The sequence below is a fragment of the Bartonella sp. AS69XJJH genome, assembly GCF_042195585.1.
Taxonomy (GTDB): Bacteria; Pseudomonadota; Alphaproteobacteria; order Rhizobiales; family Rhizobiaceae; genus Bartonella.
In genome coordinates, this window is sequence record NZ_JBHIOO010000003.1 from 33,407 (window position 1) to 58,934 (window position 25,528).

At 37.5% G+C, this 25,528-nt stretch carries 18 protein-coding genes; 2 read left to right on the forward strand and 16 right to left on the reverse strand.

The window, feature by feature from the left end; translation table 11 throughout:
- Positions 1 to 387: 387 nt before the first annotated feature.
- The 3 genes from ACFIK6_RS02165 to ACFIK6_RS02175 form a co-directional block, all read right to left on the reverse strand.
- On the reverse strand, positions 388 to 837 hold the full coding sequence (locus tag ACFIK6_RS02165; RefSeq protein WP_375641582.1) for a hypothetical protein: 450 nt from the start codon (positions 835 to 837) through the stop codon (positions 388 to 390).
- 796 nt (positions 838 to 1,633) lie between these two features.
- Positions 1,634 to 2,200: a 16S rRNA (guanine(966)-N(2))-methyltransferase RsmD gene (gene rsmD / locus ACFIK6_RS02170; protein ID WP_375641583.1), complete on the reverse strand. Its 567-nt coding sequence runs from the start codon at positions 2,198 to 2,200 to the stop codon at positions 1,634 to 1,636.
- The gene (locus ACFIK6_RS02175) at positions 2,181 to 3,575 is read right to left on the reverse strand and encodes a pseudouridine synthase (RefSeq protein WP_375641584.1); all 1,395 of its coding nucleotides are present in this window, start codon (positions 3,573 to 3,575) and stop codon (positions 2,181 to 2,183) included. The genes rsmD and ACFIK6_RS02175 overlap by 20 nt, the downstream gene beginning before the upstream one ends.
- A 269-nt stretch (positions 3,576 to 3,844) precedes the next feature.
- Here ACFIK6_RS02175 and ACFIK6_RS02180 point away from each other — a divergent pair, with 269 nt between their 5' ends.
- Positions 3,845 to 4,291 (forward strand): nucleoside deaminase, encoded by a 447-nt coding sequence (locus tag ACFIK6_RS02180; RefSeq protein ID WP_012754668.1) that lies wholly within the window; start codon positions 3,845 to 3,847, stop codon positions 4,289 to 4,291.
- Between the two features lie 641 nt (positions 4,292 to 4,932).
- Here ACFIK6_RS02180 and ACFIK6_RS02185 read toward each other — a convergent pair.
- The 3 genes from ACFIK6_RS02185 to ACFIK6_RS02195 all read right to left on the reverse strand — a co-directional run bounded on the left by ACFIK6_RS02185 (position 4,933) and on the right by ACFIK6_RS02195 (position 10,491).
- Positions 4,933 to 5,424: a hypothetical protein gene (locus tag ACFIK6_RS02185; protein WP_375641585.1), complete on the reverse strand. Its 492-nt coding sequence runs from the start codon at positions 5,422 to 5,424 to the stop codon at positions 4,933 to 4,935.
- A gap of 178 nt (positions 5,425 to 5,602) precedes the next feature.
- Positions 5,603 to 8,518 carry an isoleucine--tRNA ligase gene (gene ileS, locus ACFIK6_RS02190; RefSeq protein ID WP_375641586.1) on the reverse strand — a complete coding sequence of 972 codons (2,916 nt, stop codon included), beginning with the start codon at positions 8,516 to 8,518 and terminating at the stop codon, positions 5,603 to 5,605.
- A 248-nt stretch (positions 8,519 to 8,766) separates the two neighbouring features.
- Entirely contained in the window at positions 8,767 to 10,491 is a 1,725-nt protein-coding gene (locus tag ACFIK6_RS02195; RefSeq protein WP_375677308.1) for an outer membrane beta-barrel protein, read from the reverse strand.
- A 1,128-nt stretch (positions 10,492 to 11,619) separates the two neighbouring features.
- Here ACFIK6_RS02195 and ACFIK6_RS02200 point away from each other — a divergent pair.
- A complete protein-coding gene (locus ACFIK6_RS02200) occupies positions 11,620 to 11,793 on the forward strand; it encodes a hypothetical protein (protein WP_375677309.1) in 174 nt (57 codons plus the stop codon).
- Between the two features lie 543 nt (positions 11,794 to 12,336).
- Here the strand turns inward: ACFIK6_RS02200 and ACFIK6_RS02205 are convergent.
- From ACFIK6_RS02205 to ACFIK6_RS02250, 10 genes are all read right to left on the reverse strand, one after another.
- The gene (locus ACFIK6_RS02205) at positions 12,337 to 13,218 is read right to left on the reverse strand and encodes an outer membrane protein (RefSeq protein WP_375677310.1); all 882 of its coding nucleotides are present in this window, start codon (positions 13,216 to 13,218) and stop codon (positions 12,337 to 12,339) included.
- Positions 13,219 to 13,399: 181 nt separating this feature from the next.
- A complete protein-coding gene (locus tag ACFIK6_RS02210) occupies positions 13,400 to 13,960 on the reverse strand; it encodes an outer membrane protein (protein ID WP_375641675.1) in 561 nt (186 codons plus the stop codon).
- Positions 13,961 to 14,556: 596 nt separating this feature from the next.
- Positions 14,557 to 15,390: a porin gene (locus ACFIK6_RS02215; protein ID WP_375641589.1), complete on the reverse strand. Its 834-nt coding sequence runs from the start codon at positions 15,388 to 15,390 to the stop codon at positions 14,557 to 14,559.
- Positions 15,391 to 15,726: 336 nt separating this feature from the next.
- Complete coding sequence (locus ACFIK6_RS02220) at positions 15,727 to 16,560, reverse strand: outer membrane protein (protein ID WP_375641590.1); 834 nt, start codon at positions 16,558 to 16,560, stop codon at positions 15,727 to 15,729.
- Positions 16,561 to 17,992: 1,432 nt separating this feature from the next.
- Positions 17,993 to 18,322 carry a hypothetical protein gene (locus ACFIK6_RS02225; RefSeq protein WP_375677311.1) on the reverse strand — a complete coding sequence of 110 codons (330 nt, stop codon included), beginning with the start codon at positions 18,320 to 18,322 and terminating at the stop codon, positions 17,993 to 17,995.
- 1,436 nt (positions 18,323 to 19,758) lie between these two features.
- Positions 19,759 to 20,379: a ribonuclease D gene (locus ACFIK6_RS02230; protein WP_375641592.1), complete on the reverse strand. Its 621-nt coding sequence runs from the start codon at positions 20,377 to 20,379 to the stop codon at positions 19,759 to 19,761.
- The gene (locus ACFIK6_RS02235; protein ID WP_375641593.1) at positions 20,372 to 21,766 is read right to left on the reverse strand and encodes a M20/M25/M40 family metallo-hydrolase; all 1,395 of its coding nucleotides are present in this window, start codon (positions 21,764 to 21,766) and stop codon (positions 20,372 to 20,374) included. The genes ACFIK6_RS02230 and ACFIK6_RS02235 overlap by 8 nt, the downstream gene beginning before the upstream one ends.
- An 84-nt stretch (positions 21,767 to 21,850) precedes the next feature.
- Positions 21,851 to 22,714, reverse strand: coding sequence for a bifunctional DNA-formamidopyrimidine glycosylase/DNA-(apurinic or apyrimidinic site) lyase (mutM, locus tag ACFIK6_RS02240; protein ID WP_375656653.1), 864 nt, complete (start codon positions 22,712 to 22,714; stop codon positions 21,851 to 21,853).
- Positions 22,715 to 22,996: 282 nt separating this feature from the next.
- On the reverse strand, positions 22,997 to 24,244 hold the full coding sequence (locus ACFIK6_RS02245; protein WP_375641595.1) for an aminopeptidase: 1,248 nt from the start codon (positions 24,242 to 24,244) through the stop codon (positions 22,997 to 22,999).
- A gap of 174 nt (positions 24,245 to 24,418) precedes the next feature.
- Positions 24,419 to 25,255, reverse strand: coding sequence for a cell wall hydrolase (locus ACFIK6_RS02250; protein ID WP_375641596.1), 837 nt, complete (start codon positions 25,253 to 25,255; stop codon positions 24,419 to 24,421).
- Between the last annotated feature and the right edge of the window lie 273 nt (positions 25,256 to 25,528).

Below are 25,528 nucleotides of genomic sequence, written 5' to 3' on the forward strand. Positions count from 1 at the left end.
TGATAAAAACTATTTAAGAAGAAGTCAAAATGCCTTTTATCAAAGCTCTCAAATCAAAAACTATCTCAATACTAGAAACTGGCAAATATCATGACAATATTGACCTACAGATTCACAAGAGCAGAAATAAGCTTCTACAACGTTCTTTATTTTCAGTAAAAATACGCACCTTATAAGCTTTTATATATTGAATAAAATTCAATGACTTTTATAAGATCTTTGGTGTAAAATTAATTTTCTCAGATGATTTGACTCGATTTCAACGACTAACTAAAAAACAGATCATAGCTCATCGATTTGCTATATACTCATAACTAATTGCATTCTAACAAGGCTAAGATTTCTGAACCTTTATAAAGGTATTAACTTCTTTATAAATGCACACCCTTACGAGGTGATTTGGTTTTCAGTAAGAGCACGTCTGCTCATTTCAATCATTGCATCACGAAGGTGTAACTTAATTTTTGACCCAATAATCATTCCAAAGAAAGGAGAAAGTAAACCAGACATGGTTACAGTATGGCGAATTGTATTATTTGAAGCATCAGATTTTTTTGAACAAATATATTCATGATCAAAACTCATGTGAGTAAGAGGAAGTTTAGCATAATCAGAAAAACAGACATTTTTTATAACTTTATCAAGTGTAAAAGTTACTGTAGGTCCCTTTTTAGGTTTCATACGTCCTATAGCGCCTTCTTTGAAAGGACCAGAAAGTTCTACCCACTCAAGCTCACTATCCCAGCAAGGCCATGATGCCACATCTTCCCACATAGCCCAAATTTGCTCAGCACTCGCTTCTGTGTTAATTTCTTCGCGATATATCCATTTAAACATGATAATTTCCCCTGTTTTAGAAATGTTTTATTGCTTAAGAATAATATAAACATTATTCTTAAAACTGTAATAACAACAACAAACTTAATACTTTTAGATTTACTTAATATGTAATGATTAACTCACTAAGCGATATTAAAAAATAAACACAAAAATATTCATGATAAATGAACAATATTGTCTACCTTAAATAAAAAATATCTGTTTTAAGTTCATACAATAACAAAGATAAAAGTTACGCACTATTTAGGATATAAATGCAGACTGCATAGTTGAAAGCCTTCAGCTTCTAATGAGATGTTGATGATTAATGTGCAACCGAAAGAAATGAGACAAAAAGGTATCATAACTGTTGTCGTGAAATATATATCCTATTGGAAAAAAACATTCATCGGTAGTAAAGCTAATAATACACTACAGCTTTGACAATGTGTTACACTTTTAATGTAGCTAAGATTAACAAATCAGCACATAACTTACAAAAATTAGCAGCAATACATACTGCTAATTTAGGTCCAATAGCATTACACCTCAAAGCAATTTTTGGCTAGACAGAAGAAGAGATGACCTCTCTATATGAAAGGACGTATATTATAAAGGACTCGCTCTTGGGGCTATAAAAAACTTCAAAAAAATGAAAGATTGAGACAAAAAACATAATGAAATAAAAATTCATCAATTCCTTTAACATTAGAATCTTTTATTTACTTTCTGCTTAACCTTTTAAAACCATATAAAATGAAGAAAACTATGAAGAAGCATTTTTTCACCCTACCGGATAAAAACGAGAACTTTCTCAAGATGTAAGCGATCGTAATTTATAGAGACGTATTGCTGTCTCACCATAAAACCGCTCATCATCTAGATAAAAGACATCAGGTAAATGAATCATTGTATCTTTCTTTTCTTCAAGTATGAAGAGTGTATCAGCTTTTGCCCACCCCCCTCGCAAAGCTTCTACGAAAGCACGTTCACCTAAACAACGGCTATAAGGAGGATCAGCGCAGATAACATCAAATGGAAGCATTGTGCCAATATTGCCAAGTTTGGTCGCATCACGACGTAAAATCCGTCCTATCGACTGTAATTCAAAAGCTTCTATATTTTTTTGAAGCACCCCACGCCCCTCAACCGAGTTTTCAACAAAAACAGCCGCCTTTGCTCCACGTGAAAGTGCTTCAATGCCTAAAGCACCAGTACCAGCAAAAAGATCAAGAATGCGTTTATTGGTCCAAAATTGTTCTTCACGGCTAGAAAGAATATTAAAAAGGCTCTCACGTGTACGATCACTCGTTGGGCGAATCAACTGATTAACAGGCGAAAACAAAACACGCCCAGCAAATTTACCGCCTATGATCCGCACGTGAACCTCCAAATCGCTTCGAAGTTTTTGCACCATCCCTATGTGGTTTAGATTTTTTCATAGCACCACCAAACGATTTTTCCTTTTTCTCAAAAAAATGCTCATCATGACCACCTTTTATCATTTTCTCTTTATCTTTTAAAAAGCGATCTTTCTTACCAAAGGGATGCGTCTCATCATGAGATGTTTTGTCATGTTTTTGAACAAAACCTCCCCTCTTCTCTTTGTGTGCCGGACTTTCTTTTAGTTTTTCCTTGCCTCGATGAAAGGATTTTCTACCATCCAAATTGCTCTTATGATCATGCGATTTCTCCTCACTATAGGAAGGCTTTCTACGTGCACTCTGCGGACGTGCACCAGGAGCCATCCAAACATTAGCACGGCGAGAACGCGGTAGAAAACGCTCTGCTTTTCCTTCTTCACTTTTCTCCTTCTTTACATTCTCATGAGACTTTGTACTGAATTGCGCGCGACTATGTTCAACAGAACCATCTCTTGGTCGGCGCCGTATCACCCTTTCACTTGAGAAAACCCAATCATCATTTGCAACAGAACGATCTTTCTGGCATTGCTTTTCTGCAACAACTGCAGAATTTGAAAAGGGTTTCAGAATAGGAGCATCAAAATCTGCATTGGCTTGCATAATCAAACGCTCACCCAACTGATCTCGTAACATTCGCCCTTTTAACTCTTGCACGGCTCCTTCTTCTAAATCAGAGAGATGAAATGGACCATAGGATACACGGATTAATCGATTAACTGATAATCCCAATGCCCCTAAAACATTCTTTATTTCACGATTTTTTCCTTCACGCAACGCAACAGAAAGCCATATATTCGACCCTTGTTCACGTTCAATTGATGCTTCAATCGAACCATAAAAAATACCATTAATCGCAATACCATTTTTAAGGTTATCCAGCGCGCTCTGCTTTACTCTTCCATGAGCACGGACGCGATATTTGCGGACCCATCCTGTTACAGGAAGCTCTAATACACGCGCTAAGCCACCATCATTGGTTAAAAGCAAAAGCCCTTCCGTGTTAATGTCAAGCCTTCCAACAGAAAGAACACGCGGCATTCCTTTTGGTAAGTTACTAAATACTGTAGGTCTGCCTTCAGGATCACGGTTCGTGGTAACAAGGCCTGCTGGCTTATGGTAAAGCCATAAACGCGTTCGTTCTATAGGAGGTAAAGGTTTGCCATCAACTTTAATAATATCAGAGCGGCTAACATTAAAAGCAGGCGTTGTCACGATTGTACCATTCACAGAAATACGACCTGCAACAATCATCATTTCTGCATCTCGACGCGAAGCAACACCAGCACGCGCTAACCTTTTAGCAATTCGTTCACTCTCATTATTTTCATTCATTTGCGTTTCAAACCAATCTTTGCCAGTATGTTCAGAAAATTATTCACATGCACCATACCGCTTATCTTAAAAAAGGAAGTAGCATAATCATTTATCATTTTCTATCCTTTAACGACAATAATGTATCTGTTGCCTTGCAAGTTTGTCTTAAATTCTTTAGAAAATAGAGATATTCCTTTCATCATAAAAGCGTAATAGATTATTCATTCCATAGCATTTCTTATCGAGATAACCTTTAGATTTTCTATACCTTCAGTAGAAAGAATATTATGACTTTGACGCCCATGGAAATAGCCCTTTTAGAAGCGCAATGGGCTGCAAAAAAAGATGAAGTTCCCGTAGGCGCTGTCATTACACGTGGAAAAGCTATCATTGCACGTGCTGGTAACTTTATAAAATCTGCATATGACCCTACAGGACACGCAGAAATGCGCGCAATCCGTATGGCTTGCGAAACATTGCAAAGCGAAAGGCTTCCTGATTGCGATCTTTATGTAACACTTGAGCCTTGTGCTATGTGTGCTGCTGCCATTTCATTTGCACGCATACGACGTCTCTATTACGCAACAAATGATCCCAAAGGGGGGGCGATAGAAAATGGTCCACGTTTCTATCAGCAACCAACCTGTCATCACAAACCTGAGATTTATTCTGGTTTTAAAGAAAAAGAAGCTGCTCAATTACTTAAAGATTTTTTTGTACAAAAGCGATACTAAAAAATCTTCTTCTTCCATAACTTTCACTCTTTAAAAACTATCCTATTTCTCAAAAAAAGGCTATTAATTCCTCTGATATATATAGCAAAAGCTATTTCGAAGCATTTTTCTCTCTTTTAATGCTGCATATTTCTTCTATTAGATGATACATTCATTCATAAGAATAATTTATTATTTTGTATATAAAATATAAAGTCCAAAATATCGTAGATATACTCTCATTCCAAATTACATTGAATCAATAAAAACCACTTTTTGCACATCGTAAGCGGATTATCGTCTAGATAAAGAACATTTTAGAAAAGACTAAAAATATCCCTTATGAAGGCTCTCAAATGCAAGAATTGTCGCAACATTGGAGTCTGAAAATAAAATGATGGTATCAGCTTTCTCCTTCCTAAGCATAAAGCTGCTGGAGCACAATAGATTTTACGTTATACTATCCACATGAACGATGTTGTAAAATGAGCTTGAAAAATGTTTCTTGTTAGAAAACGCATAAGGACTCTCTCAATGCTGTTGTCATATGGCTATTTCATGAGAATAATACCCATCTTACAGCAGTATTATAACTGTGCGTAAATGAGAGCTTGGTATCATAAGTAATTGGAAAAATACTTTTTAAATATTTTGTCTTTTCTCTATCGACCAATAGGTGCGGTTTTTGCCGGTTGGCGATAACTTAAAGGTGGTTCAGTGAGATAGCGACGGTATTTTGAACTTCCAACTTGTGCTCTCTGACGACGTAAATATTCCTGTCGTTGCTTCGCATTCAATTGTGAAGGGTTTTCTAAACCAGCACCATTAACTGACGATCCCTTGTGAGGAAAAGAAGTATTTCCTTGATTCTTCTTCGATGCTGCCATTTCATTGACAGATCTATCTTGTTGCGGCACCGGCAAAAATCTGCGCGAACTAGGGCTTGGTATTACAAGTTTTGGATGAGGTTTCATAACAATCTGGCTGCTGTTATTTGTTGGTGTTAATGAAGTAATATTAGCAACATCTTCAAAAAACTGTATCGAAACTGGTTTATTGGTACCATAGGTAGGAGCGGATAAATTACATCCCGTTAAAACAAAGCACATCCCTAAAATTCCTATTGGAAATATTTTTATTTCACGTTTTCTCACTGCCTATTCCATTTCCTAGGTGTATGGCTGATTAATATTCCCGTTATTTATGAGAGAACGGTCCATACACAAATTTCCCCCCCTGCAGATAAAACAACGGAATTTTCTTCGTACCACAAAAAACTATATTCATCAATATGAGAAATTTACTTGCATTTCTTTCCTTTAATCTAAAATTTTAAATCTTGCCAAGAATCTGCAATTCCCGCAAAGCAGCTGCATCACGAGCAGATACATCCGGATAAGCTGGATCACTCCCAACATCTTGTGTATAACGCCATGATCGCGCACATTTTTTTCCTAATGCCTTCTCTGGATATACACCAACACCTTCAACATCACTCAAAGTAAAAGCATCAGAAGGTATTGTATCCTGCGTAATTGTGAGTGCACTGGTAATACAGATCTCCGCCATGTCCACATTTTCTAATGCTTCCCGTAAAACCGGATTGGAAATAAAAACAACAGGAGCGGCTTCTAACGAGGATCCAATACGCTTATCAACGCGTTCAAGCTCTAAAGCACCTGTAACAACTTTACGGACCTGCCGAATTTTTTTCCAACGTTCAGCTAAAGATTGATTTTGCCATTCTTCTGGTACAGAGCGAAATTGTTCTAAATGCACCGATTGGCTTTCTGGGTAACGCTCTAACCAAGCTTCCTCCATAGTAAAAGGCAACATTGGAGCAAGCCATGTTACCATACGCTCAAAAATCTCACGAACAACCTGCAAGGAGGCCTTGCGTTTTTTTGATGAAGGCGCATCACAATAAAGGGAATCCTTGCGGATATCAAAATAAAATGCCGATAACTCAATGATTGAAAAATCCAATAATGCACGCATAATCTTTTTAAAATCAAATTCGTCGTAAGCGCGATTAATTAACTGATCAAGTTCAAAAAGCCTATGTAATATAAATTTTTCAAGATCCGGCAGTGCGCCATAAGATATTTCTTCTCCATCATCATATGCTAAAGTTCCGAGCATCCAACGAATTGCATTGCGTAGTTTACGATACGAATCCACATTTGTTTGAAGAATTTTGTTGCCTAAACGCTGATCTTCCCAATAATCAGTTGTCATAACCCAGAGACGAAAAATATCAGCTCCAGATGTTTTAATGATCTCTTGCGGAACAACCGTATTGCCTAAAGATTTAGACATTTTCTTACCATTCTCATCCAAAGTAAAACCGTGTGTGATCACTGCCTTATAGGGAGAGCAAGCACGCGTACCACAGCTTTCCAAAAGAGAAGATTGGAACCATCCGCGATGTTGATCTGAACCTTCAAAATAAACATCAGCAGGCCATTTCAAATCAACCCGATCTTCCAACACAAAGCTATGGCTTGCTCCAGAATCAAACCAAACATCCAAAATATCATAAACCTGTACCCAAGGCTCATGTGCACGCTCACCTAAAAAACGTTCACGTGCTCCTTCAGCAAACCATGCATCTGCCCCTTCTGCTTCAAAAGCCCGTAAAATACGCTCGTTCACACCTTCATCTTTTAGAATAACACCATCCTCATTCGCAAAAATACAAATAGGAACACCCCAAGAACGCTGACGAGAAAGAACCCAATCAGGACGATCTTCTATCATAGAAGCTAGGCGGTTTTGACCAGAAGACGGCACAAAACGCGTTTTCGAAACAGCTTCCAAAGCCCGACTACGTAAAGTTGAACCATCCCCAAAATCTTTATCCATTGAAATAAACCATTGCGGTGTATTGCGAAAAATAACGGGTTTTTTTGAACGCCAACTATGGGGATAGGAATGCTTTAAACGCCCCCGTGCAAACAATCGATCTGCTTTAATTAAAGCGTTAATGACCTCTTTATTGGCATCACCCATTTTTCCATTATCATCAATAACACGCGCAGGTCCTCCTTCACGATCTGGTCCTAAACCTGGAACATCTTTCGTATAGAACCCTGCATCATCAACAGGAAACGGTATAGACGAATCAATCCCCGCTTGCTCCAGTAAGGACTTATAATCATTCCAAATTTCAAAGTCCTCACGCCCATGGCTTGGCGCTGTATGAACAAAACCTGTACCAGCACTCTCTGTTACGTGAGAACCATCAAGCAATGGAATTTTAAAGTTATACCCCCCAGCTAAACCTTTGAGTGGATGAGAAAGAACAAGAGCTTTCAATTCTTCAGCAGAAATAACACGCAAACGCTTCAAAACAAGTTTGGCTTTTTCAGCACAACTCATCGCTAAAGCATCTGCAAAGAGAAGCTTTTCTCCCACTTGAGGACCAAAATCATTTTCAGCATTTTGAACTTCGTAAATACCATAAGAAATCTGCGAAGAATAACTCACTGCACGATTGCTTGGAATTGTCCACGGCGTTGTTGTCCAAATGACGACATAAGCACCATATAAATCATCAGAATTTGCTTCAAAAACAGGAAACTTAACCCAAAGCACCTCTGATTCATGATCATGATATTCAATCTCAGCCTCTGCCAAAGCCGTACGCTCCACAACAGACCACATCACCGGCTTGGAACCACGATAAATCTGATCTGACATAGCAAATTTTATCAATTCACTGGCAATGCGTGCTTCTGCATGGAACGCCATTGTAGTATAAGGCGTGTTAAAATCTCCCACGACACCAAGGCGTTTAAATTCTTCACTTTGAATGGTTACCCAATGCTGTGCAAATTCACGGCATTCTTGACGAAACTCGTTAAGAGGTACCTCATCCTTATTTTTTCCTTGTGCTCGATATTTTTCTTCAATTTTCCATTCGATTGGAAGCCCATGGCAATCCCAACCAGGTACATAATTTGCATTAAAACCGCGCATTTGGAATGAACGGACAACCACATCCTTTAGAACTTTGTTTAAAGCATGCCCGATATGAATATGACCATTGGCATAAGGTGGGCCATCATGAAGAATATAAAATGGACGATCTTTTGCTTGTTGGCGTAATTGCGCATAAAGCCCCATATTTTCCCAACGCGCCATCAATTCAAGCTCTTTTTGCGGAAGCCCTGCACGCATAGGAAAATTTGTCTGTGGGAGATAAAGAGTTTTTGAATAATCTATTGTTTCATTTTTCACAGCCATTGTGAAATATTCCTGTCCACTTTTACGATTTCATTTTTGCATAACTTCCCTGAACCCTGCAACTCTGGTTTTTATCTATAGGGAAAGCCGAGCTTATTATTCGTATTAAGCAGCGATCAGGAAAATATATCATCACACTCTATGGGCTTTATCACGAAATTCACAAGAAAAGAAACCAAAAATTGATCTTTTAAAAAATAAAGGCTCCACCGACAGTGGAGCCTCTTAGAAATTTACTCTTTTAAAAATTAGAATTTATAAGCTACACCAACGCGGAAATCATTGGTTTTGTAGTTAACTTCAAGTTTTTCCTTTGCAAATTTCTTTTTACCAAAATCAGAGTAACGATATTCTGCACGTACAATCACATTATCCAGAAGCGAGAAATCAACGCCACCACCAAGTGTGTAACCAATCATGGTCTTTGTTTCATCAGCTAAGTTCTTAGAAGAAACGACCCTTCCATCCTCATCCTTAACGGATATTGATACAGTGTCTTGGAACTGCCCATAAGCAATACCACCAGCAAGATAAGGCATAAAGCGATCAGCAGCAAAACCAATACGTACCCGTGTAGCACCACCCCAATTTTGTTTGAAAGTATGACTTAAAGTTTCAACTTCATCCTCTTGATCAAGACCAAGTTCAGAAGCCATCTTTTTCATTTGTTCTATACCATATACACTGGAATTGTTCTTATCCACCGCTTGTGTACTTTGTGCACCGTGAGAACGAGAAGCATGTGAATTAGTGCCATGCGCATGAGCGCCAGAGCCATGCCCACCTGCATGAGATGCACCATGCGGATTAGTACTTCCACTACCATGGGCACCATGATGAGCTCCGCTTGTTCCATTGGAAGCTTTTGCTGCTTCAGAGGATGATCCTGATCTCGCGAGTAAAAGTGGTGCACTCGGTACTGTTTTTTCTGCTGCTGATGGTTGTCCCGATGTAGGTGCTTTTGCTACTGGCGGGCTTGCTGGTGCAGTTACAGTAGGTTTTACTGGTGTAGGCACTACTGATACAGTAGCTGATCGCGATGCTGACTTCTCTGGGGTTCCTACGCCTGTTGTATGGGATGTCGGTTTAGGTGCAGCTGGCTGTGATCTACCTACCTGACCTACCGTTGCCCCTCCTGTATCTGATCTTCCCAATGAGGATGATACCGCTTGCACTGCTTTAGGGGAAGATGATTGCGCTACTGGCGATGCAGATGGCGTTTTTGGAACTCCTGACGCTCCTTCCGCCGTCACTGTTTTTCCTGCTGTTTCATTAACATTGTTAGACTTTCCAGTTGCTGCTTGATTTGATTGTACCGCTCCTGCTTGTGACGATTGAACTGTATTTACTGATCTATGTTGTGCTGGACTGGATTGCGTTGTAACAGATTTTCCTGACACGGATCCTGCTACTGGAGTCCCTACTGCTGTAGCTCCTGCACTAACAGGTGTTGCTGACGCAGGTTTTGCTGATGTAGGTGTTCCTGCAACAGCAGATCCTCCTGAAGCGGTTTGTTGTGCTTGTGTTGCTGGAAGCGTTTGTGGTTTTGTGGATCTGCGGGATCTTACGACTGAATTTTCTATTGTAGTGTTATCAGCCGCACCTATAGTAATGGTCTTTATGTGTTTTTTACCAGATACCATTAAATCCGTATCGATACCAAAAATAAAGTTATCACCGAGGTCAATATTAGAACCAGCATAAAAACCACCTACAAAACCTGAAAGTTTAGGAGAAAACTCTTTATCTAGTGGCAAACTCTTTTCTTGACCAACAAGAGCCATATCAGCTTTGCTCGAAAAACCACCAGCTTGGACACCTAAATAAAGACCTGTCCATGAAAAAGTAGGCGCAACAATGGTAGAAGAAGTCGATGATGCGGGCTGATGAGGAATCATAACATCAGCAGCTAGCGCTGTAGACGCTGAAATTAAAGAAAAAATAGACGCTGTTATTAAACGTTTTGTATTCATAAAATCTCTCCAAATATCCAAAATGAAATGTATATAGAGCATCTTTTTTGAAAGATCTGTAGCAAAAATGACACACTCACAAAAAAATAAAGATTTTTTTTGAAAATAAGGCTTCTTAATTTTTTAATTTTGCATTCAATGAAAATTTGTAAACTAAATCACTCTAGAATTATGTATCTTAAAGTTGGATTCATTTTCATTAAATTTTTGCATAACTGTTAATGATAATATTCTTTATAAATTTCTTTTTACCGAAATCTGAATAACAGTATTCTGCATGCAATAAACTATCATCTGTTATTGCAAAATCAATGCCAGAACAAATAGTGAAATCAAATATTGCCTTTTTTAAAACCAAGCGATATCAAAGTTTCATCTATTTATCACATGATCTACTTTGGGGGCTTTAGCAATAGTATTTTGTATCTAAAATTAAGAAAAACAAAGGACTTATTCAAACACTCGCAAAAAACTTTTAGATTCTTTTCATAAACATCTTCATTCTGAAACATCGGTTTGATTTATAAGGATAACTTATTATTTTCATGTTGAATGAAAATAATAATACTGTAGGATTCTATCCTTTAAAACCTGTTCCATGTTGTATTAATCAAAACCATGTTTCTCGATAGCGGAAACAGTCTATGGATAAAAAATATTAAAGAAAGAATTTTAAATGTCTCTTATAAACACTTTTAACAGCCAAGGTTTTGACCACAACATTGGTGGCTAGCAAAATGCATGATGGTGCTAGCTTGCTCTTTTTATTAAGCGTGTAAAGATAATGGTGCTCTATAGATTTTATATTACTTCATTGGGAGGCTTTACCGTCTTATATCGCTCACGGATACTGACATGAAGTGGGCTTGATGTACTTTGAAAAATATTTCTTTAAAACAAGCGTGTGAATACACAACAACAAGTGTATTCCGTTTGGGGTTCTCTGTTTTGCATAAGGGGCTTTAACAGTTTTTTTTGTAATCTATTTATATGTGTATAATAATATATATTATGGGCAGATTTATTGGGATAGGTAGAACAGCTCAAACTTTGGGGGAGTTGATTAGCACTTTACGCCGTTGGAAGGTGAAATTATTTCTGAGCATAAGGTAGTAAATCACCACCGTTATGACCTATCTAGGCTTAGACCTGATCTTTTCCATTCAAGAGAACTGTCACAAAAAAACTATTGCTTATGCTCGTGTATCGAGCCATAAAAAAGACGATTTAGAGCGATACAAACAGGTTCTCGAGCTTTATTACGCAAGCCAAGGTTGGACTTATGAAATCATCTCTGATTGAGGGTAGATTCTATAAAAAGAATGCAATAAACAAAAATGTAAGACAATGCGTCATCTTCATTTTCATTATTAAAAAAATGTTGCTCTAAATGCTTTTGAAAATCGTAAAGCTAAATTAAAAGAAGATGATACAGTTGGAAACTAGTTTTTCTCTTTGTCACTTCATATCCTTCCCCAGTGAGGCTGTATTCCCGTTTCAGAACTTACTCCAACAGATATACGTAATACGTTCGCTCTAATCTGGTATATGCAGAATAACGTTCGTCACTGGTTACGATCTTTTCCTATTTCTGAGATTAATTGAATACTTTTCACTTAGGCGTAAAACGACAGCAGTGATATAAGATTTTATGTAATCAGTAGCTATAAAATCCAGATATACCATCAATTCGCCCTCTATAATATAAAACTTTTTTCTTTAAAGTCTTATAGCGCAAAATGATACAAATAAAAATAGAAGGGATTAAGAGAGAGCGAATAAAATAAAGGCCTCGTTTAACGAGGCCTTAGTATTTTTTATGCTTCTAATTTCATTTTTATGAAATTAGAATTTGTAAGCGACACCTACACGGAAGTCATTGGTTTTGTAATTGAATTCACGTGTATCGTTTGCGAATTTCTTTTTACCAAAATCGGAGTAACGGTATTCTGCACGTAAAAGAACATTATCTGTCATTGCAAAGTCAACACCGCCGCCAATAGTAAAACCAACCATTGTCTTCGTGTCATCAGCCCAAGCACCACCAGTCAAATCTACATTTTTCTTAATTGGTGGATTTTCACCCCCGTCAGCTTTCTGCTCAACTTTATCTCTCTTTCCTTTTCCTGCAACGGATTGAATACCCTGTACCTGCGCATAGGCAATACCGCCAGCAACATAAGGCATAATACGGTCAACAGCAGCAAAACCGATACGGACGCGCGTAGCACCAGACCATTTTTCTTTGTAACTGTGCGTTTCTGTTACCTTGTCATCTTCTTGAAACTGTTGCTGACCTTTTAATTCAACCTTAGCTTTTTCAAGGTAAGCATTAAAATCTGCTGCCTCTTTTCTAGTAAGAGTCAATTCACGGGCTTTTTTTGATTCTTCACGGTCTGCCCAAACTGCATCGGTTTCAACACCGAGAATGAGACCATTTCCAAGGTCTACATTAGACCCTGCATAAATACCACCCATAAAACCAGAAGGACTAGGTGTGTTATCTTTGTTGAAAAGTTCGTTATCTTCTCCTGGAATAGTTACTTTAGTTTTACTCGAAAAGTTGCCAATTTGACCACCAAGATAAAAACCTGTCCAAGAAAACGAAGGGGCTGCTGCGATAACTGCTGGGGCTGTTTCACGAGGGATCACCATGTCAGCAGCTTGTGCCGCAGAAGCTGAAATTAAAGCGGCAACAGAAGTTGCTATTAAAGCTTTTATATTCATAATTTTGCTCCTAAATTAACTATAAAATGACCTTACAAGATTATAGATAGAAAAGCTGTAGTAAAAATGTCACAATTATACAAATAAAGCCCAGAAAACAGCGATTTTGTCAAAGTCAAGATCTCTTTAAAATTTAACTTTTTATTAATACTTTTTATTCATAATTGCGATTTTGATTAAATTAAAACTTGTAAGCGATACCTACACGAAAGTCATTGCTTTTGTAGCCTAGTTTAAGATAACCCTTTTTAAATTCCTTCTTACCAAAGTCTAAATAACGGTATTCCGCACGAAGCAGAATATGATTTGTAATCGAAAAATCTATACCACCACCAAGGGTGAAACCCACCATTGTTTTTGTTTTATCAAATACCGTAGCAGAAACGGCTTTACTTGATTTACCATTTGCCGACTTTTTTGTTCCTGAAACTTTACCAACACCTTGTATTTGCGCACAGGCAATACCACCGGACACATAAAGCATAATGCGGTCAGCGACGAAAAAGCCACCACGAACTCGTGTTTCACCAGACCTTTTTCCTTTTAAACCAATGCGACACACTGCTGTGTTACCCTTTTGAAACTTTCCATCTTCATCCAAGGTAATACCAGCATCTTCAAATTTAACAATCGCAAGAATCTTTGAGACCGTCTTCGTCTCTCCTTGGTCTATCCAGACTACATCGGTTTTAACACCTAGAATGAGGACATTTCCAAGATCTACGTTGGAACCTAAATAAATACCACTGAAACCTGAAGGCTTAGGTAGTCCATCTTTATGAAGTTTTTTCTTTTGCTTCTAAATCAAATACATCAACTTTGACTTAAAAAGTTGCTAACTTGACCACCAAGATAAAAATCTATCCAAGAAAACGAAAGGGCTGTGATAACTGCTGGGATTGTTTCACGAAGAAGAATAATGTCTGCAGCTTATGTCGTAAAAGCTCCAGCCATAGCGATAATAGACGTTTTGACTAAAGATTTTGTATTCATAAACTTTGTTCCTCATTTATTTAGAGGATAATGCTACAAGATTACATAGAGAAAAGCTGTAGTAAAAAATAATACAGTCATAGAAAATGGAGGATGCGCTCAAAACAAAATCTCTGCATGACTTTACAACGCTACTAACTTCACTTCGTGCAAGAAATTATAAATATGCATATTCATAAGATATTGATTTTACATCGTAGTTATTGTTTCTCGTTTATAAAAATCTTTTTAAGGAAATCTGAAGAATATCTTTTACATCTCCAACAAATATGGGGTATGTAATAATATAACAGAGGCTCTGTCTTTGACAGAGCCTCTTGGAAGTTTATTTTGTTTTTTACGAAATTAGAATTTGTAAGCTACACCTACACGGAAATCATTGGTTTTGTAAGCTACTTTATCCCCGTCCTTTACAAATGCTTTTTTACCGTAGTCTGAGTAACGGTATTCTGCACGCAACAGAACATTGTCTGTCATTGCAAAGTCAACACCACCACCTACAGTGAAACCAACCATTGTTTTTGATTGATCAAACACTTTAGCAGAAGCGATTTCGGCACCATCAGCTCCTTCCGCCTTAAGAAAACCGACTATCTGCAGCTGCGTATAAGCAATACCACCAGCAACATAAGGCATAATGCGATCAACGGCTGCAAAACCAACACGAACGCGTGTAGCACCAGACCATTTTTCTTTTATAGAGGTGCCCTCTACACGTTTGTCAGTCGCCGCGATACCAGCAATAGTTTTTCCTGTAGCAGGTGTAGCTTTAGCTGCTAGAAGCTCATCTTTGAAAGCATCAAGGCCAATTGCTCCAATGGCTTCTGAATGCGCTTTTGAATCTTCGCGGTCTGCCCAGACTGCATCGGTTTCAACACCTAAAATCAGACCATTTCCAAGATCTACGTTAGAACCTACATAAATACCACCCATGAAACCGGAAGGCTTAGGTGTCCAGTCTTTATCTGTAACTTTCCTGTTTGTTTCTGAATCATATGCATCAACTTTACTTGAAAAGTTTCCAACTTGACCACCGATATAAAAGCCTGTCCAAGAAAATGAAGGGGCTGCGATGACTGCTGGGGCTGTTTCATGAGGGATGACAACATCAGCAGCTTGTGCCGCAGAAGCTGCCGCTATAGCGATAACAGAAGTTGTTACTAAAGATTTTATATTCATAAACTTTGCTCCTAATTTATTTATGAGCACAGTGCTACAAGATTACAGAAAGAAAAGCTGTAGTAAAAATGATACAGTCACAGAAAATGGAAAGCACATCCCAAACAAAATCGCTTCAAAGCTTTGTTTTGCGCAAGAAATTACAAACTGTATATATAAATAACTTATTGATTTTAAATGTAATTATTGTTTATTGCTGATGAAAGTCTTTTTTATAAAATCTGAACAATATCTTTTCACATCCATAATAAATTATGTGTTGTGTGATAATATGGCAACAGAGAATAGCAGAGCCTCAGTCAAAGACAGAGGCTCTGTTATTTTACTTACCATCTTTTAAAATTTGTAAGCAACACCAACACGGAAATCATTGGTTTTGTAAGAAGTCTCATATTTATCATTTGAGAATTTCTTTTTTCCAAAATCAGAGTAACGATATTCTGCACGGACAATAACGTTATTGGTCATGGCTAAATCAACACCAGCACCAAGAGTGTAACCAACAAGGGTCTTTGTTTCATCAGACAAGGTACCAGAAGCTATTACTTTATCTGAATCTTTCCCTGTTATTGAAATCAATGCACTATCTTGAAGCTGTGTATAAGCGATACCACCAGCAACATAAGGCATAATGCGTTCAGCTGCAAAACCAATACGTACACGTGTCGCACCAGCCCACTTTTCTTTAAAAGTGAAACTGTGGGTTCGTTTAGCACCAGGTACAAGTGCATCTTTACCAATATTAATTCCAGATTCTGTTAATATCTTCTTAATATAATTTATGTGATCTGGAAGAATAACATATGTGTTTCCTGTTTTCGTGTCATCTTTATTAGACCACACGATATCTGTATCAACACCTAAAATAAGGCCATTGCCAAGATCAACGTTGGAACCTGCGTAAAGACCACCCATGAAACCAGAGAGTTTAGGCAAAAGGTCATCAGGCGCTGGAATCTTTTTTCCGTTACTGAGGATATCCATTTTCGTTTTACCAGAAAAACCACCAATCTGGCCCCCAACATAAAAACCTGTCCAAGAAAAAGTTGGAGCAACAATAACGGGAGCAACAGGTGTTGGACTAGGGGGAACAATAACATCTGCTGCTTGTGCTGCCGAAGCTGAAACAAAAGCGAAAGCAGAAGCTGTTATTAACCATTTCATATTCATATTTTCTCTCCATAGCTGAATATTTATTTGAACACATCATTCCATATAGAGCCCAAACTTCAGATATCTGTAGCAAAAATGATACACTTATCAAAAAAAACAAAAAACCAATGAAAGCACCTTTGATCGCTTGATCTGTAATATCTGCAATAAATGAGAATTAAACTATGCCAATGCACAAATGATTTTCTCTCGTCACACTTGCTCTTCTTTATGAATTTTTCAAAAATATCTGCATTATCACCGTGTAAAGCGTGTGCTATTAGCATGAAAATATAATATTATAATGAAAAAATATCTTTATATTCATTCATCTGCAATATTGAAGATGCTCTTTAAGCCTTTTTAAATTAAAGAAACCAAAACTGCCCCCTGCATCTCACAAACGAGCAAGTGTGTGTAGATAAATAAAACTACTTAAAAGCTGGAATGCTTCCTATTAATACTCTCAATATTATAACAGTGAAAACTGTTATAATATTGAGAGTAGCTAATGTAACCGTTCTATTTAAATTCATACAAATAACGTTTTTACCTTTATCCTTAGCATGACCAAAAGTGAAAGCTATGTATTTCTTTTTTCATCATTGTAAAGAACGCTTGTACCACATAGAACAAGATCTCCACTACCCCATGGACAGCAACAAGATTACATGCAATTTCATCACGCTTGCTCTTTGTTTACAATTTAGGCATCTATCGTTTTTTTGACATACTTACTATTTTTTTCTTCTCTCAACCTTATAGTAAAGTCTTTTTCAGAGCTTCAGCCTTATTTTTAGGCTATCATTTCATACCCCTTTACAAGACTAAATTGAAAAAATGCCTAAAGACAGACAACCGGTATGATAAACATTAAAACTTATATAGAAATCTCCTTAAAGCTGAAAAAATATCTAATATTTTGAATTATAGACAAATATAGAATATATTATAAATCTGTAGTCGAAACATACCATCAAAGATCAAAAGTTTAACATTTTTGTTTCTTTCTCGATTTTGACGAAGCATCCTATCAGATCCTTTCTGCAAACAGCCCAGTTTCTTGTCGAGAGGATTTTTCTTAGCTCCTTACCCATGTGATTCACTTAACTAAAGGCTCTCCCTGGACAAGCCCTACTCTATCAAGGAGTTTTATGTGCGTTACATAGCCACGCTTAAAATGACAGTATTTAAAGCATAACAGCGTAACCCCAAATCCAGAGATTATATTTATCCAAACCCATGAATTTTGTAACAAGCGATTGCCATTATACAGAGTATTCCTGCACCGAAATCCACCTACCTATATCTTTTTCAAAGAGTACTCTTCACCCCCTCCGTGCACAATCATAATACCCTTTGGCCCCCCCTCTTTTCAATTGATAAAAAACACCCATATTTTCCAACTTCAAAGCATATATCATACTTCTTGATATTGTTTTCTCACTTTTTAAAAACTCATTGGACTTCGTGAAAATAGGTTTGGCCGTCCTCTTTTCCCTAGTCCTTTTTTAGGATTATATCCTCTTTTTTTACCAGAATGTGACACAGGTACTAACTTAGCTGCTGTTATGCATTCGCTGTTATTTGTGCAAGAAAGTTCTATTTGAAAAACTTCAGATAAGACCCTGTGAAGCTGTTCACCAGAAAAAAGACCTCTTGAAGGAATAGCTGAAGATGCTCTCTGTATAAGGTTTTGAGCCGCTAAAAAACTCGTACCCTGAGTGATCGAGATTGAAGCAAAAGTAGCAAAAGCTGTAATAAAATATTTTATATTCATAAATTTAACCTCATTAATATCCATAATGGATTTTATCTAGTGCCTTCATTGCAAATTTCTAGAGAAAAATAATATGTTTATAGATAAAAAGCGAAAATCCTTAAAAATAAAGCTTTGGAGCATTTTTATTTTAAAATAAAAGCAAATTGCCCTGCGCTGCCAACATAGAAATCACTTATTGAGTAATAAATAAAGGCACGAAGTATCATCTAAAAATAATAAACTATAAGAACTTCACATCAACATATTGATTTATAAATATAATTTAATTTCCTCACACAAAATGAGCCTCTCAAATATCAGATATTCTCTCATTTCAAACTTATTCATTATATATGAAGAAAATTTATTCGCTTCCACATCATAAATGAGATTTGTATATGGATAAAACTCTTGAAAAAAGGGAGCTTCTTACGAATCTGTTGAAGTGCAAAAGCTATTACGGCATTTTGACTTAGTAAAGAGAACTCTTGCTGACTTGTTTCTAGCACACTTTTCTACGAGTTGCTCTTTGCATTATTCAGTATAATCGTAGTTATCTTTATACATTAATCATATAATATATTGATTTATAATGATCGTTTAACGTTATTTATATTGAATGAGAACCCTGAATACCGTAAGATGATCCTCTTATTCAAAATCTTTTTCATGTTGAATCAATCAAAACCATTTGTTTCCACATTACAAGTGTGGATAAAAAAAACTAAAAATGCCTCTTATGAACCGTCTCAAGTACCAAGGACTACACAATATTGGGAGTTGGCACAGTTGTGTGATAGTAGCAGCTTATTACTCCATAAGCGTAAAAATGGGAGTGCTCAACGAATTTTATATCATATTTTGGGGCTTTATCGTTATACCATTCATAAGCGCCCCCGTGAAATGGGCTTGGATGCCGGTTTCTTTAAAAAAAAGCACATGAATTAGCAACACAAATATACTCCGTTTAGGGCGTTCTGTTTTACATGAAGAACGTAAATCCATTAAAAAACGTGAGAAACAAAAGCGTGAGGCAATGCATAATCTCTATTATTTAACAGACATTGCTTTATATACTTTTGAGCTTTATATACTTTTGAAAGTCGTAAAGCAGAATTAAAAATGATAGTAAAGATGAGATTTGGTTTTTACATTTACGCCTGCATATTCTCTCCCAATTAGGTGGCATACCAGTTTCAGAGATTTAAGTCTTCTAACCTACCGTATGTTTCCAGCCTCTCCTCAAAATTGTTTTTTTCAAATAAAAGCTATTACAAAAATAAAAAATATGAATTCGCAAAAGCACTTTTATTACCTAAACTTCAAATGAAATAGCACTTAAGAATTTATTATAACTCTTATCAAAAAAATGAGAGGATAAAATGCCTATAATGTACAAGCATTTTGTCCTCTCACATGAATAATTAACCCCATTTAAAAGCCAATTTTTAAAGTTAGCTATGCGCAAAAACATCCACTTCCGCCCATCCTAAAAGGTCAAGCTTAGCTCTCATAGGCAAAAATTGAAAACAGGCCTTAGCAACACTTTCTCGCTCTTCACGTCTTAAGCGTCCTTCAAATATAACTTTTAAACGATGCAAATATAACACATCCGACGCAGCATATTCAATTTGTGCCTGTGATAACGTTTCTGCCGCCCAATCCGAAGATTGTTGCTGTTTAGAAATATTCACATTTAGCAATTCATTACAAATTTCTTTCAAGCCATGGCGATCCGTATAAGTACGCGTGAGTTTAGAAGCGATCTTTGTACAAAAAACAGCCTCTGGCATAACACCAAATGTATGCGCTAAAATAGCAAGATCAAAACGCCCAAAATGGAATATTTTGGTGACAGCATTATTTTCAAGAATCTTGACTAGATTGGGGGCACTTTTTTGTCCTTTAGCAATCTGTATAATATCGGCGGTACCATCTCCAGAAGAAAGCTGAACAACACATAAACGATCACGATGGGGTTGTAATCCTAAAGTTTCGGTATCTATCGCAACAGCATCAGTTTTATAATTGTCTAAGTTTGGTAAATCACCTTGATGAACACGAATCTCAGCCATTTACCCTCCTATTTGCAAAAGCTGCAAGAATACGCGCCCAAGACCGCTGCCCCTTATGAAACGATTTTAAATTATACTTTTCATTGGGAGAATGAATACGATCATTATATAATGCAAATCCAACCAGCACAGATTCCATATCAAGAATTGACTGAAAATCTCCAACAACCGGAATTGATCCTCCCATAGCATCGAGTACAGCAGGATTGCTCCATTCTTGCGATAAAGCTTCTTTTGCTGCCTTGATAAAAGGTGAATCATAAGGAATTTGAATTGCAGAAGAACCGCCATGCCCCTTAAATTCAACAGTACAATCAGCAGGAATTAGACTGCGCACATAATGACGGAAAGCTTGGCGTATCTTTTCTGGATCTTGCTTATGCACTAAGCGAAAAGATACTTTCGCATTCGCTTGAGAAGCAATGACCGTTTTCATCCCTTCTCCTTCATAACCACCACTAATTCCGTTAACTTCTGCTGTAGGACGCGCCCATACAAGTTCTAAAATGCTTCGTCCTTTTTCACCAACAGGAATGGAAAGTCCTATAGGACCAAGAAAGTTTTCAGCAGTACAATTCAGTGCATTCCATGACTGCAAAATCTGTGGAGGTGTTTCTTCTACGCCATCATAAAAACCTGGAAGCGTTACCCGACCATTGTCATCATGAAGCCCTGCTAAGATTTTCGTTAAAATATGAATAGGATTGGCTGCTACCCCTCCAAAAGCACCAGAATGCAAATCACGATCGGCTGATGTAATCGTAACCTCTTCTCCTAAAATACCCCGAAGAGCAATACAAACAGATGGTGTATCTGCATTCCACATCGCTGTATCACAAACCAATGCACAATCAGCCTTAAGCTCATCCTTATTTTCTTTTAAAAAAGGAACAAGAGAAGAAGAGCCACTTTCTTCTTCTCCCTCAAATAAAACAGTAACTTTAATGGGTAACTGGCCCGTTTCTTTTTTAAACGCACGACATGCCTCAACAAAGGTCATAAGCTGACCTTTGTCATCCGAAGCCCCACGCGCACAAATAACTTGTTCTCCATCTTTTTCTTTTAATGAAGGATTAAACGGATCATCTTCCCATAAATTTAATGGATCAACAGGCTGAACATCATAATGTCCGTAAAACAACACATGCAAACAATCATCTGAAGGCCCTGGATGATGTCCAACAACCATTGGATGACCTGGTGTATCGCGTCTTGAAGCCTCAAAACCTATTGTTTTTAAATCTTCTACTAACCAATCAGCTGCTTTACGACATTCATCCTTATAAGCCAAATCCGTAGAAATCGATTGGAAACGTAAAAGAGAAAAAAGGCGTTCAAGGCTCTTTTCTATATTTTCATCAAGATGTGTTAACACTTTATTCAGCATAAAAAAAACCTCTCAAGCCTTGTGTAATTATATTATAGATACGACGACTTTAAGCCTCTTGTAAGATTTTGCAAGACACCTTATTCATTTTTGACATTGTGAACAGTAAAAACTTGAACGTCCAGCCTGTAAAATACGCACAATAGGCGTGCCACATTCCAAACATTGCTTGCCTTCTCGTCCATAAACTGAAAAAGCATGTTGAAAATAACCGAGTGAACCATCTACACGCATATAATCACGTAAAGAAGAGCCACCAGACAAAATGGCTTCAGAAATCACATTGCGTATATTCTGTGCTAAAGAATCTGCAAATTCACATGCACGTGCCGTTTTTGATGCCAATGTAAAAGCACCACGTTGTGGAGACAAACGACTCCGCCAAAGTGCTTCACAAACATAAATATTCCCAAGACCTGCAACAATAGACTGATCAAGTAAAACGCTCTTGAGAGACATTTTTTTATTAACAAACGCCCTTTGTAAATAACGACCAGAAAACGCATTACTCATAGGTTCAAGCCCTAGCTTATTTAAAAGTGGATGTTCATAAAGCTTGTCCGTATTGACTAAAAGCATAAATCCAAAGCGACGCACATCATTATAAATAAGATGATAAACTTCACCATCCCTTGTTTGAATACCCATGACAAAATGATCATGCTTAACCAATTTACTTGTCGTTCTTAAAAGATCATTCTCTATACGCCATGAACCAGACATTCCTAAATGGCTTAAAATCGTTTCATTCTGAGAAAGATGAAATAATAAATATTTCGCACGCCGACCAAGTTCTATAATTGTTCTGCCAATAAGGCGCTCAGAAAAAGCCTCAGGAAAAGGAAAGCGCAAATCTCTACGATTAAGTCTGACAGATACTATCTTTGCATCAGTTACAACAGGTTCAAGTCCACGACGAACTGTCTCTACTTCAGGAAGTTCAGGCATCTCTCTTCCTTAATAATTATATACTTCCCAATTGTATCACCAATAAATTGCTTCTTTTCCCCCCCTCAAAGAACGAAAACTTCCTCTACATCTGCTCTATAAAAAACTAATCCTTGATGAGTGGTTTTCACTTGTCTTCCTACTCATGTGAGTCATTTAACTAAAGGCTTTATGGCCAAGCCCTGCCTTGAATATTCACTAGGCATTCTAAAATACTTAACGTATCAATGAGGCTTACATCCCATCCCACCTCAAATGACGATATTTGAGGGCATAGCAGGATTAAGCCCACTCACCCTTACGAAATACAGGAACTCTTACACCCTCTTGGGTAATGCCATCTATATCAATTTCGCCAGAACCAATCATCCAGTCAATATGAATGACACTTTTATTACCACCACGTGCTGCAATCTCTTCTGACGTCAATGATGCCCCATCTAAAAAGCATTTGGAATAACACTGCCCTAAAGCAATATGACATGCAGCATTTTCATCAAATAAGGTATTATAAAAAAGGAGGTCACTCTTAGAAATTGGTGAAGAATGGGGCACAAGAGCGACTTCGCCCAATCGGCTTGCACCCTCATCACTTTGCAAAACCTGTTGCAAAACTTCCTGACCCGTTGATGCACGGGATTCAACAATACGCCCTGCTTCAAAACGTACTTCAATATTATCAACCAGTGTTCCTTGATAGGAAAGTGGCTTTGTTGAGCGAACAACACCTTCAACCTTATGAGCATGAGGAGTCGTGAAAACTTCTTCTGTCGGAATATTCGGATTGCAAATCACACCATTTTGAGCAACGGATGCACCACCATGCCATTCGTGATCATCTGCCAAACCAACAGTTAAATCAGTCCCTGGCCCTGTAAAGTGTAAGGCAGAAAAACGCTGCTCATTAAGCCAAGATGATCGTTTCTTTAAATTCTCGTTATGAACAATCCAAGCATGTACCGGATCTTCTTCTGTAACACGTGAAGCAGAAAAAATTGCATCGGCTAATTTTTTAATCGCCTCATTAAGTGGTAAAGAAGGAAACATTGCCTCAGCCCATCCTGCTGTTGGATAAGCAACAATGGACCAATTTATAGCAAAATTCGATATTTTTTTGAGAGCAGGCTGGTAAGCTAGTGAAGTCGCCTTATTCAAACGCGCAACCTTATCAAAATCTTGATTGGAAAGGAGCAAAGGATTATCACCAACAATCGCTAAACGCGCTGCCCCATTTTCAAAAGCCTTCGCCATTCCCTCATAAAGCCAAGAAGGGGCACAATCAAAACTAGCTGTATGAGCATTTTCAAAACGTGTAAGCGATAATATATCATCACTAAAAATTGGTGTAATGACACCAGCACCAACCTTATAAGCATGATATGCAATACGCCGAACAAAAGGTAATGCTGAAACTGGAGCAGTCAAAACGAGATCCTGCCCCTCTTGTAAATTCAACCCCACTTTCACTGTAATTTCTGCAAGACGATTAAGCATTTCAGGCGAAATTGTCTCATGAATATCAAAGTACATTACCAATACCCTTCTTTAAATAAAATGCGTTCTTTACGTCGTCATATTATAAATTGTTTTCAGATCCTTTGAGTTCACTTTCTCTACGTATATTTATGCGTACATTATTGCTAAAAGGTTCACTTAATTCATAAACAGCAATGGGTGTATGACCCTTCTTTGATCGTGAAAAACTTACCAGTTTCTGCGTCGTTTTTCTAACATTGCAACAATTGCATTTAACTGATCTGATGAAGGCAAAGTCATAATCGTTTTATTTTCCTCTTTCCTAGCTAGATTTTGAGGTGCATAGGCAGGGATAGGAACTTTATCAAGCTGTACCATAGCAAAAGACGCAGGATATGCCGTCTTGGACTGTGCTACTTCTATCGAAGGAGATGCACTTTTCTCTGCCTTTGCTCCTCTACTTTCTAAGCCTTCATCTATAAAGCTTGGCGCATGACCAGAACGTTCTTGAGCAAAAGCATAAGCAACATCATAAGGGCGATTATTTGTAGGAACTTGAAGTTCTCCATCACGTGATCGTTTTTCATAAAAAGCATTTCCCCCTGCAACCTGCACATAATGCATGTTTTTATACGGAAAAGACAAACCAGCGGTATGAAAAAACTTAGCGTGTCTAACTTTCTTATCTCGCTCACCCCGCAAAACAGCATCAGCCGCCTCTCTTACACGAGCAACAGATGCTTTCTCCGTCATAGGACGCGTTAAAACGCCAGGAGCAAATTGCCTATATTGACCAACAACACCACAAATCGTCTTAGGATAAGCGGTTGAATTAACACGATTCATAACAACCGTCCCAACAGCAATCATTCCTTCACGGCTTGTGCGATTTGATTCAAAATACATCGCTCGCATAAGACATTGACGCTCTGTCAATGGATACGTAACTGTTTTTGTCTTATTATTACTTACTTTTCCAGTCTCTAAATGATTTGAAGCACATCCCACAACAACTAACGGCGCTACACAACAGGTAACAAAAACATTCCAACGATTTTTTTTCATCTTATGCAACACATTCCTATAATCTCTGAGCTACTCAAATTTTGAAATGAGCTTTAACTGTATCTCTCAATAAAGTACATAGCTAACTGTTACCACTTAGTAAAATTTTAATACAAGAGGTAATCAAAAAGTATTTATGCAAAATAAAAAATAAAAAACTCTTAATTTACAGATCAATATTGTTATTCTTCATGGTCCAATATAGGCCATAATAACCCACACATTCCAATGACAATAAAGTAACACTATCCACTTCTTCTACATACGAAAAAA